Annotated in this window: 6 protein-coding genes; 1 reads left to right on the forward strand and 5 read right to left on the reverse strand. The window is 43.4% G+C overall.

Annotated elements, in window-relative coordinates; all coding sequences use genetic code 11:
- Positions 1-161: 161 nt before the first annotated feature.
- Entirely contained in the window at positions 162-3,167 is a 3,006-nt protein-coding gene (locus PGY05_RS09180; RefSeq protein WP_270475726.1) for a tetratricopeptide repeat protein, read from the reverse strand.
- A gap of 1,316 nt (positions 3,168-4,483) precedes the next feature.
- Between PGY05_RS09180 and PGY05_RS09185 the strand changes: the two genes are divergently transcribed.
- Entirely contained in the window at positions 4,484-5,893 is a 1,410-nt protein-coding gene (locus PGY05_RS09185; RefSeq protein ID WP_055155981.1) for an amidophosphoribosyltransferase, read from the forward strand.
- A gap of 156 nt (positions 5,894-6,049) precedes the next feature.
- Here PGY05_RS09185 and PGY05_RS09190 read toward each other — a convergent pair whose 3' ends face one another.
- From PGY05_RS09190 to PGY05_RS09205, 4 genes are all read right to left on the reverse strand, one after another.
- Entirely contained in the window at positions 6,050-8,059 is a 2,010-nt protein-coding gene (locus tag PGY05_RS09190; RefSeq protein WP_270475727.1) for a beta-propeller domain-containing protein, read from the reverse strand.
- Between the two features lie 28 nt (positions 8,060-8,087).
- Positions 8,088-8,555 (reverse strand): RNA polymerase sigma factor, encoded by a 468-nt coding sequence (locus tag PGY05_RS09195; RefSeq protein WP_008371152.1) that lies wholly within the window; start codon positions 8,553-8,555, stop codon positions 8,088-8,090.
- A 119-nt stretch (positions 8,556-8,674) separates the two neighbouring features.
- Complete coding sequence (locus PGY05_RS09200; RefSeq protein ID WP_008371154.1) at positions 8,675-10,966, reverse strand: hydratase; 2,292 nt, start codon at positions 10,964-10,966, stop codon at positions 8,675-8,677.
- An 11-nt stretch (positions 10,967-10,977) separates the two neighbouring features.
- Entirely contained in the window at positions 10,978-12,081 is a 1,104-nt protein-coding gene (locus PGY05_RS09205) for a PucR family transcriptional regulator (RefSeq protein ID WP_215634134.1), read from the reverse strand.
- Positions 12,082-12,173: the final 92 nt, after the last annotated feature.

Consider the following 12,173-nt stretch of genomic DNA (forward strand, 5'->3'; position numbering starts at 1 on the left):
TATTTAGGAATATTATACTAGAAATAGCGATAAAAAGAAAGAGTTTTGGACAACTTATACATTTCTTATGTAAGATATCTAAAACTCTTTGTTTATAGTTATCGGTTTTGTCTGCGTATACAACAAAAGAACGCGCCGGAAGCGCGTTCTTTGTAGAAATCTTATGCTTTAAAATCTTCTTCTTTCAGGATGATGTGGTCTGAATTATCAGTGCTTCTTCCAAATACCCGTTTCACAAGATGTTTTACATTTGCTTTCTGGGAATGTGAAATTGCTTCATCCATGATCTCTTTTACTTCTGCAACAGTAACCGCATGATCTTCTCTCTGCATCATATCAATCCGGCTGTATAATGCAAGGATTCCCATTTCATCGATACGGTATCCGTTTTCCTTAGCATAGGTCTGACCGAATGTAACCAGTTCATCATTGATGAATACCGGAAGCTCCAGTCTGGAAGTAAATTTACGTTTGAATTCGCGATGGGATGCAAACATTCTTTCCAGCGGTTTCTTCTGGTCTTCCAGAAGGAAGAGAAGTTCGCCGGTCTGTTCATCCATCATGTCATTCAGTTCGCGGATGGTTCTGTCATTCATCTTGGAAGCTTTTTCGATGATCAGTGCGCCACCGTTCAGCTTATCGATGATACTTCCGATGTCCTTTTTGTTCAGAGAATCACCGGTTACGATTGCAACTTTACCCTGTTTGAGTCTGCGCTGTTTCTGGATTGCTTTTACAATATCAACTGCGAGGACTGTTTTTCCGCTTCCCTTGCGGCCAAGGATCAGGATGTTGCCTGTGCGGGAAGTTCCATAACGGTTACGGCAACGTTTGTCGTTATCAAGGATTTCAACAAGCTGTTCACTGACACCACGGATCGGTACAAAGTAAGAGAACAGCTGCTTCTGCTCTTCAGTAAGTCCAAGCTTCAGTCCAATCTCACTTGTTGCACTCAGATCGTAACGACCCTGTACAACGAATCCGGTATCGAATTTACCCATGCGTTCGGTGATTTCATCTTCTGACGGTTCTTCGATTTCAAGAACTTCGTCAATATCAGGAGTTGGCGCTGATTTTGAAGTTTCTTTCTCTGGCTCAGGAGCCGGTTTCTCGTCAAATTCAAGATCAAGATAATCATCACTGCTATCTAATTCTTCTTCATCTTCAAAGGAATCAAGGTCTGCAAAATCACTATCATCTTCGTCAGAATCATGATCATCGATATCGAGAGCAGATTCTTTTTCAAAATCAAAATCCTCTTTATGATCTTCATCTAATTCATCATCGATCTGGTAGTCATCTTCGTCTTCATCCTCGTATTCTTCGTCATCGTCATACTCGGAATCGTCTTCATCCTCGTATTCCTCGTCATCGTCATACTCGGAATCGTCTTCATCTTCGTATTCCTCGTCATCGTCATACTCGGAATCATCTTCATCTTCGTATTCCTCGTCATCGTCATACTCGGAATCATCTTCATCCTCGTATTCCTCGTCGTCGTCATACTCGGAATCGTCCTCATCCTCGTATTCCTCGTCGTCGTCATACTCGGAATCATCTTCATCCTCGTATTCTTCCTCGTCATACTCGGAATCATCTTCATCCTCGTATTCCTCGTTGTCATCATACTCGGAATCATCCTCATCTTCGTATTCTTCCTCGTCATCATACTCGGAATCGTCTTCATCCTCGTATTCCTCGTCGTCGTCATACTCGGAATCATCTTCATCCTCGTATTCCTCGTCGTCATCATACTCGGAATCATCTTCATCCTCGTATTCCTCCTCGTCGTCATACTCGGAATCATCCTCATCCTCGTATTCAGCTTCTTCATCGTAAACCGCATCCGATTCATCATCTTCTTCGGAGTCAACGATTTCTTCAAAATCATTTTCTTCCGGCTCTTCCTCGTCAGTGTCTGAAGCTTCTTTGGATGAATCTTCCGGGCTTTCAGTCGCTTCATCCTCTTCATCATCAACGAAATCTTCAGCATCTTCATCGGTGATTTCAGGCTCTTCACCATTTTCAAGCTGTTCCATCAGTTTGCGGATATCATCAGAAAGGATTGGTTTTGTAGCTCCAAGAACTTCCTCTTCTTCTTCTTTCTTCTTCTCGCGCAGGGCTTTTTCTTTCTCAGCTTCCTCCTGGCTCTTTTCAAGAATCTTTGCATTTTCACGCTGAGTTGCTTCCCAGTTGGCAAGAATTTCTTCAATCTTCATCTTACCGGTCATCTGTGAATCGTCTGAAGCAGATTCAGGAGCAACTGCACCACTTGCAACGGCAACACCGGCTTTCAGGGCATCTGAAAGGGAAGCACCGGAAATGGTTGTGGAAATATCGGAAGTGCTTCGAATCCGGGTTTTTGGCTGTGACTCAGCTTCTGGTTCGGAAGCATGTGTCCGGGCCATTGGCTCTGGAAGATCCGGAAGATCAATACTGTCTGTGACATGTACATCTTTGCGGACCTTGTCTGCAATTCGTGGATTCGGTGCCGGACGTTCTTTGGATTTTCGGAAGGAAGGTTTTCTCTTGGAAGAATCCTTACGGCCGATACCATCATTTCGATGATCGTATTTTTCCTGCTGAAGTGGAGTCAGCGGTTTGTATTTCATTTTAAGTTCCATTGCCTGGTATACATAAGTACCTTCGCTGAACCAGAGAATCAGATCATCACATTCATCAAGACATTCGGAAGTCATACCGGCTTCAGCGTATAATCTGGCAAGTTCATATGCCCATTTTTCAACGTATTCAGAATGCTTGAAATCTTCAAGAGCTTCAATCTGTTCTTTGACTGGCGCTTTCTGTGCTTTTAAGATCTTATACCGGAGAATGTACTGGTTTGGATCTTTCGGAGCAAGCTTGACAAATTCTTCGTAGCAATCAGCTGCTTCATCGAAATGTCCCAGCTTCAGAGAAATAATTCCCAGGCGGTATACAACCTTTCTGCTGGAAGGTGCTTTATCATACGCAATAAATAAGGTATCACGTGCTTTACCAAGTTCCCCCGCATTTTCATAGATTTCGCTTACGGTAGAGAGCATGGCGGTATTTTTTACTTTACGCCAGTCGATCGTATCTGCAATCGACATCGCTTTCTGGTAAGACTTCTGTTCGGCATACGCAAGCATCTGCTCTGTCTTTGCGCGATATTCATATTTATCCAACGTTTCTCACCTCATATGATTATTATTAATTATTTTACTTTTCCTCAGTAAGTCTGACTTTTGTACCAGAAACGGAAAACAAAAGTCTTATAATTTTACTTACTAAGTGTATCATAGAGCGTTGTCAATGTCAAAAATTACGGCTGATATTTTTCAGAAATGTTAAAAAAATATTACAAAAAATTCACAAATTGGGAGCTGGTAACAGAAAAAAAGGAGACAGCCATCTTTTGAATGGCTGTCTCGGAATATTCAATTGTAATTTTTATTTTTATATCGGAGGAATTAAGTAATTCTTATTCCTGTAAGTTCTTTGAGCATTTCATATGATATTCAGATTTTATAAAATTTATAAAAATGAAATCATATGAATCGATTTTGATCAATTCTGATCGTTCGTTATTTTATATAATCAGGTAATCCAATTTTGGTATTTATCAGCTTTCTCGTCACTGTTAAATTTACTTATCAATGAATGTTTCTTTACACATTTTCTGATCTTGAATTACTGTGGTATTTACTTCAATATGTCAACAAATGCTGAATCTTTTTATATCTTATAATCGCTTCCGGTTTATCTACTACTCCGACCTTTTTTATCATTAACTTTTCTCTTACCGGATTATAATCTATGGTTAAGGCTCATCTCACAGGAATTTACATTTGCCATACCATTAACATATTGAGTTTTAGATGATGAAATATCCAACGGTCAAAGCCTCCTTCCTTTCGTTCTCGTTCCAAAATTTTATCCGGATATTCTTTTTCTCTTATACTTTTTTCTGTTCAGAAGTCAGATATCAATTTTCTCTTATTATTATAAATTATCAATTTTAAAAATTGTTCTCTACACACTCCGCTTACAAAACGCTCATAACCAAAATGTATAGTTGCTTTTTTAAAACTTTCTAACCTTCAAATAACAATTATTCTTGTTACCCTTTTCTGATCTGGTTCTTCATCTTATACTCTTGGCGAGTATATATGAAACTATGTAACAGATTAAAAAAATATCTTTTTGAAATTCCCTTTCTCGTCAGGAACTTCTTTTCTTTTGGATTGACTTAATAATAACACCCAAATGCTTATTTGTCAATATAATTTTAAAATAATTTTGTTAAAATTAGAAAGAATTGAAATTGTAATATATATATCAGAAAATTCAAACAATTATAAATACGATTAGAAATAGTTATAGCCATTTGCAATATATTCGGGGTTTTGCTATTGTTTCCATCCATAAATGCATGATACACTAAAAAATAGATGAAAAATACAGGCTATGGCATTGGGATAAAGAAAGGAGACCTACAGATATGGGAGGATTTTTTGGCGTTGCATCAAAAGAAGCATGTAATCTGGATCTTTTTTATGGAACAGATTATCATTCGCATCTTGGAACCCGCCGCGGAGGTATGGCTACTTACGGAAGTGATGGCTGGAAGAGAGCGATTCATAATATAGAAAATTCGCCGTTCCGTACAAAATTTGAAAAAGATGTTGATACAATGAAGGGAAATATTGGAATTGGATGTATTTCAGATTATGATCCACAGCCAATTCTGATCCAGTCGCATCTGGGGTGCTTTGGAATTACGACAGTAGGTAAGATCAATAATGCGGATCAGCTGATCCGGAATCTTTATGAAAATGGACATACACATTTTCAGTCTATGACCAATGGACAGATCAATTCTACAGAGCTGGTTGCGGCATTGATCTGTAAAAAGGATTCGTTTGTTGAGGGAATCCGTTATGTGCAGTCAGTAGTTGAAGGCTCGATGACACTTCTGCTTCTGACAGAGAATGGAATTTATGCAGCCAGAGACCTTCTCGGACGTACACCGGTTGTGATCGGAAAGAAAGAGAATGCATACTGCGTTTCCTTTGAAAGCTTTGCATATATCAACCTTGGATACACAGATTACAAAGAGCTGGGACCTGGAGAAATCGTCTACGTGACACCGGAATCTGTGGAGACTGTAAGTCCTGCATGTGAAAAGATGAGAATCTGTTCGTTCCTGTGGGTATACTATGGATATCCTACTTCTTCTTATGAAGGGGTTGGTGTAGAAGAAATGCGTTACAACTGTGGAAAGCTTTTAGCACAGAGAGATGACCATTCGATCGACGTGGATATTGTTGCAGGAGTTCCGGATTCGGGTATTGCTCATGCGATAGGCTATGCAAATGAATCAGGTATTCCGTATGCAAGACCATTTATCAAATATACTCCGACCTGGCCAAGATCCTTCATGCCGACAACACAGAGTCAGCGTAATCTGATCGCCAGAATGAAACTGATCCCGGTACATAGTCTGATCGAAGACAGGAGCCTGCTGCTGATCGATGATTCTATCGTGCGTGGCACACAGCTCCGTGAGACGACAGAGTTCCTGTATCAGAGTGGCGCAAAAGAAGTGCATGTCCGCCCGGCATGTCCACCGCTTTTGTACGGATGCAAATATTTGAACTTCTCCCGTTCCAAATCAGATCTGGATCTGATCACAAGAAGGATTATCCGTGAGTGGGAAGGCGACAATGATGTCAATGTACTGGGTGAATATGCGGATCCGAACAGTGACCGGTATGCAGCAATGCTGGAGGAAATCCGTAAGAGACAGAATTTCACTTCACTTCGTTATCACAGACTGGATGATCTGATCAAATCAATCGGGATTGATGCATGCCAGGTATGTACCTACTGCTTTAACGGTGTGGAATAACAGGTAAATGAAAATATAAAACAGGTGTCCACGTAAGTATATCTTAGTGATATATCCCAGTGGGCACCTGTTTTTGTATATACGATTTTGGTGTATAAGGTGATGTGGAATGGTGTACAAAGCATGCGGAGCGGCAGCTCCTTCTGCAAAGCTGCACTATAGCAGCAGATCATCTATCTTCACATAGTCTCCCATCCGGTATGCTTCAATTGCATTTCCATTGATCACATAGAACTTTTCATTTGCATACACACCGCGGGTTCCAAGATAAGAATTACCGTTGACTTCCTCCTGCATCTGTACCTGGAAGCCCTGATCTTTATCGTAAGAAAGGATCACATACTGGTTGGCAGATCCGGAAAGCGGAAAGCCGATCAGATTCTTTTCCGGATCAACCAGTGCTGCACGGTAGTCAGAAAAAACATCCGAGTAATAGTACTGATCCAGTGTGTACTTGCTGACTTCCTTCACATCCGAAGGATCACTGATATCAAACATGGAGATCTTTACCCCGTTTGTAATGCCATTTTCATCGGTATCCATACCGATGCCAAGAAGCAGGTTATCACTGTAAAAATGCAGGTATTCCGAAAAGCCGGGAATTTTCAGCTTGCCAAGGATCTTCGGATTCTCCGGATCGGAAAAGTCTACGGAGAATAAAGGATCTGTCTGTTCATAAGTTACAAAGTAACCGGTATCGCCCAAAAATCTTGCGGAATAGATCTGTTCATTTTTGGCAAGATCCTCGATCTTACCGATTGTTTTCAAATTTGCATCCAGCACATAGACTGCATTGGACTGTGAAGAGCTTCCGACATTATGCGTAACCGTTGTCACCAGCCGCAACGTATTGTCATACTCATCAATGCTGAAGGAATCGTTCAGATATCCTTTTACTTTGCCCTGGGCAGAGCCGGAAAGTTTTCCTTTATTGTAAGACAGCTTGCGGAGGATCGTCTGATTCTTTGCCGCAAGATTATCTGCGAGGATACTGCTGTTCGCATACTCGTAAATATAAATGTTGTTCTCACTCACATAGACTTCGCCATTCTCAGACATGACTGCTTTCTGGTCTGCTGCCTCATCCGGACTGGAAGCGGAAACGGAGCTGACAACAAGGTACTGGTCTGCTGCATGGTTCGTCGGGAGATAGATATCCGACTGCTTCAGAAGATTGTCACCAACAAGCGGAACATAGGAAGGATAATCTTTTTTGGTGATCGTATCGTAAATATAATAGTCGCTGAATACATACAGATATCCGTCTTTAAAACGTGAAGTGCGGTAGTAACCACTCTGATCCACGGTTCCGATGGATTTCGGATTGTTGATATCTGCCAGATCATAAGTCTGGATACGGGTACAGCTGCCGCGGTACAAGGTTTTACTGTCAGAATCAACCTGCGTGTTCTGCATGTTGCCAAGGACAAAAAGCTTCTGGTCACTCAGGTAAAATTCGGATGCCTGAAAATTCTCATTCAGCGAAATACCGGAAACAACCTTCATCTGATCAGACCGGATATCTACAATGGAAATTTCCTGTGAGTTTGCTTTCAGTGTATAAAGATAACTTCCATCCGTTTTTACAATGTCTGCTTCACCGACGCTTTCTGTGCGGACGTTGGTATCGGAAAATGAAGTATCCACAGCACGTGCAGAGGCTGTTGAAGAATCCGAAGAGGAGCTGGAACTATCGGTGCGTGCACCACTGTCGGCTGTTTCAGTTGAATACATGACAATTCCGCTGTCGGTTGAACCGGTAACAGATGAAGAATCCAACTCATCCTGATAAGATTGCAGGTATGTGTAGATTTCATCATAATCGGTTGCCGTCTCTAAAGTATCGGAAGAGACAAGCTTACCGGAGGATGTACCGATTGAAGAACTGCCTTTTGTGGAAAAAGTGGCTGAGTCTGAAGAAAGATTCTGCTGGCGGATGTGGGCGCCAATGCCGACAACCAGTACCAGTGCGGCAGCGATAAGTCCTCCGCGCATCCGGTGGCCGCGGGAAAATCCATGCTTTTTCGGGATATGTCCGGAAGCCTGAGTGCTGTTATGCTCTTCCAGCATTTTCATAATCTGATCCGGTGCAAGGCTTTCCGGAACAGGAGTTTTTTCCGTAGATTGTTTTATTTTATCCAGTATTTCTTTTTCGTGATCTGTCATATGAAACACCTCCTATTACTCTTTTATCCTACTCTTTCAGAAGCCAGCTCATCTTTTCGAGGGCACGCTTTCTGCGGGAGCGGACTGTATTCGGGTTCAGCCTTAGCATTTTTCCAATCTCTTTACTGTTGTAACCGCCATAGACGGATAAGCCGATGATCAGCTGATCGTCTTCATCGAGAATAAGAAAAGCACGTTCCACATCTGTGCGGAGTCCGTCACAGTATGTGGCAGAAGCATGATCTTCTTTCAGCTCGGTCTCGGTCCGTTCACGGCTCTTTAACTTCCGGCGGCACACATTTGCCAGAATCTGAAAGATCCAGGAACGGAATGCTTCTTCTTTGCGTAATTTATGTATGTTCTCATAGGCGGAAAGAACGGCTTCACTGACGGCGTCTTCTGCATCCTGCGGATGATGCATCATGCAGAGTGCAAAACGATACAGATCCTGATAAACCGTCTTATATAATTCTTTAAATGCAATTGCATCGATCATAAAGTCCCTCCTCTCATAACAGGTTCTTTGTATATAAGAGTATAAAAAAGTCGGAAGTGTTGCAAAAAGGGACAGAAAAATTTCCGTCCCTTTTAAATCATATCATTGTCTGAGAAAAATTAACCTCTGTAATAATTGATCAGACATCCTTTGAGGATGATCTCACGTTCTGCATCCGTCAGATCACCGAGCTTCAGATCAATCTCCTTCAGATCATCGCCTACGACATAAGCCTTGATCGTGGAAGCTTTATCTTCTACTGCTTTGCGGATATCCGGCACGAAGAGATAGTCACCGTTCCTGAAAGAAAGCTTTGTGTGTTCCTCTTCGGTAATAAACGGAAGCATGCCCCAGTTGATCAGGTTCGAGCGGTAACGTTTGGTTGCGTACTCATTCGCGATATTCGCCCAGCCGCCGAGAACCTTCTGGCAGGAAGCAGCCTGCTCACGGGCAGAACCATCACCAGGTTTGACCGCGAAAATGGTACTTCCGACACCGATATTTCCTTTGCCGACTTCCGGATAAGACTTCTGGATTGCTGCCATCACCGGTTTTAATTCATCCAGTACATCCAGTGGACAAGTACCTGCTTCAATCGCTTTCTGGGCTTTCTGGACCTCTTTCGCGCGTCCTACATAGGCAGGATCCTTTCTGGAAAGTGCAAATTCAGCAAGTCCAAGCGGGTTGGAACGATAAGAAGAAGTCTCGCCGGACGGGATCAGTTCGTCTGTCGTTGTAACCGGATCGTGGATCTCAGATACGACCTTCAGGATCAGATTCTCAGGAAGAGCGCTCATTGCCGGCCAGTCTTTGATGTTCGGTCCGAATTTGATCTCAACCGAAGGATCAGCAACGCCGTGGCTGTCAAATACACGGTTGGCGTAAATTCTGGAATCAAAGTGGTAGGTCGGGTTCTTGTATTCAATATCAAAATCTGTTGCCGGAGTAAGGAAACCTTTGTTCGCAGCAGTTGCGGCAATGGAACGTGCATCCATAAGGGCAACAGATGCGATCTGTCCACTCTGCAGCTTGCTTCCTTCACGGTTCGGGAAGTTACGGGTAGAGTGACGGATGGAAAATGCATTGTTTGCAGGAGTGTCCCCTGCACCGAAGCACGGTCCGCAGAAGGCAGTCTTCACGATCGTACCGGCTTCCATCAGGTCAGCAACCGCACCATTTTTCACAAGCTCCATGTAGATCGGTGTACTTGCCGGGTAAACACTGAAGGTAAATTCATCTGATCCGATGTATTTGCCACGGATGATGTCTGCGGCAGCACAGATATTTTCAAAACCGCCGCCGGCACAGCCTGCGATGATACCCTGATCGACATAAAGCTTACCATTTACGATCTTGTCCTGAAGAGAGTAATCCACAGCACCGTCCAGGCTTACCAGCGCGCGCTGCTCTACATCGTGGAGAACATCTGCAAGGTTGGCATTGACATCCTCGATGGTGTAGACATTAGACGGATGGAACGGCATGGCGATCATAGGCTTGATCTCGCTCAAATTGACGTATACAAGACCGTCATAGTAAGCGACTGCGCCAGGCTCCAGTTCCCTGAAGTCATCACTTCTTCCGTGGATATCGTAGAACTCTTTGATCTTGTCATCGGTTCTCCAGATAGAAGAAAGGCAGGTTGTCTCTGTCGTCATAACATCGATTCCGATACGGAAGTCTGCACTTAATTTGCCAACGCCAGGTCCGACAAATTCCATGACCTTGTTATTGACATAGCCATTGCCGAAGGTTGCGCCGATGATCGCAAGGGCAACGTCCTGCGGTCCGACACCTTTCACCGGTTCGCCGTCCAGATAGATTCCGACAACGCCCGGCATCTTGATATCATAAGTCTTGTTCAGAAGCTGTTTTACAAGTTCCGGTCCGCCCTCTCCCATTGCCATGGTACCGAGTGCACCATAACGGGTGTGGCTGTCAGAACCAAGGATCATCTTGCCGCCGCCTGCGAGCATTTCACGGGCAAACTGGTGGATAACGGCCTGATGAGGCGGAACATAGACACCGCCGTACTTCTTCGCACAGGTCAGTCCAAACATGTGGTCATCTTCATTGATCGTACCGCCGACTGCACACAGAGAGTTATGGCAGTTGGTCAGAACATAAGGGATCGGGAATTTCTCCAGTCCGGATGCTCTTGCAGTCTGGATGATTCCGACAAAGGTAATGTCGTGCGAAGTCAGCTTGTCAAATTTGATCTGAAGCTGCTGCATATTACCGGAAGTATTATGCGCACTTAAGATCCCATAAGCCATTGTCTCTTTTGCAGCAGCTTCTTTTGTTGTCTCAATACCTGTCTTGCTTTTTACGGCAGCAAGTGCATCGGGTGCATCTGCAATTACCTCAGTACCGTGTAAAAGATAGGCACCGCCTTCGTATAATTTCACCATATCATGTCCTCCTATTTTCTGTTTTCTATAAATTTCATGTGGTCTGCGACCATCAGAGCAATCTTAAATGTCAGGGCGTCCTCAAAGACTCTGACATCCAGCCCGGTCTGCTTCTGGATCTTCTCCAGCCGGTAGACGAGCGTATTCCGGTGGACGAAAAGCTGTCTCGCTGTCTCCGAAATATTCAGGCTGTTTTCAAAAAATTTATCAACTGTGGATAAGGTTTCTTCGTCAAACTGATCAACGGTATTTCCGGCAAATACTTCTTCCAGGAACATCTCGCATAAGGAAACGGGAAGCTGGTGGATCAGCCGTCCGATACCGAGTTCGCGGTAGGATAAAATATTGCGTTCCGGATAGAAGATACGTCCCACATCCAGAGCCATGCCAGCTTCTTTGTAAGACTGTGAGACCTCTTTGAGTTCGGGAATGATGGTTCCGAAGGAAAGCCGGACATTGACCATAGCTTCGGTGTTGATCGCATTCACCAGCATATCGGCAGTCGAACGGATCGTATCATAATCATCCGTACTGTCAAGGGACTTGATCAGAATAATATGTCCCTCATCTACGGCAGTAACAAAATCACCGGTTCCCGAGGAATAAATCCCACGGATCATATCCAGGACGATCGTGTCATCCGGATTCTTCGGTTCGATCAGATAGACGACTCTGCGCTGCTCAACTGTAATACCAAGCTTTTTCGCCTGATTGTAGATATCTACGAGAAGCAGGTTATCCAGGAGCAGGTTCTGGATAAAACGGTTACGGTCAAGACGTTCGCTTCCGGATCTTAAAAGGCTCTCCAGCTGGCAGACACTTAAGCGTCCGCTGGTATGCACATCAATCTCATTATTGTGCTCGATTACGAAAATATAAGTCAGTTCATCATCATCATAAACCGGAAACAGACCATAGCATTCATCCAGGTGCTCCTCCGATACGCCGGTAACCTCCAGCTCTTTTAAAAATGAGCAGACAGCTTTTTTTACTGCAGGCTTCTCATTACCTACAGCTGCAAGCATCACTCCGTCTGTGTTCCAGATGGAACAGTTACACTCGATGATATCCCCTATTTCATTGATTGTTCTCTGTAAAATCTGGTTGGATAACAATCCGTTCACCTCTCCATTCTTTTCAATATATGACAAATGGGAGAATTGTGAAATTCCCCCATCTTCTTCTGACAATACAATCTGATATTATT

Source organism: Coprococcus sp. AF51-11b1, from assembly GCF_027682785.1.
Classification (GTDB): domain Bacteria; phylum Bacillota; class Clostridia; order Lachnospirales; family Lachnospiraceae; genus Allocoprococcus; species Allocoprococcus comes.

What these genes read in the sequence shown, in the direction of transcription:
- PGY05_RS09185 (WP_055155981.1), top strand. Translation starts at nt 4,484, where the DNA reads ATGGGAGGATTTTTTGGCGTTGCATCAAAAGAAGCATGTAATCTGGAT.
- PGY05_RS09190 (WP_270475727.1), bottom strand. Translation starts at nt 8,059, where the DNA reads ATGACAGATCACGAAAAAGAAATACTGGATAAAATAAAACAATCTACG.
- PGY05_RS09195 (WP_008371152.1), bottom strand. Translation starts at nt 8,555, where the DNA reads ATGATCGATGCAATTGCATTTAAAGAATTATATAAGACGGTTTATCAG.
- PGY05_RS09200 (WP_008371154.1), bottom strand. Translation starts at nt 10,966, where the DNA reads ATGGTGAAATTATACGAAGGCGGTGCCTATCTTTTACACGGTACTGAG.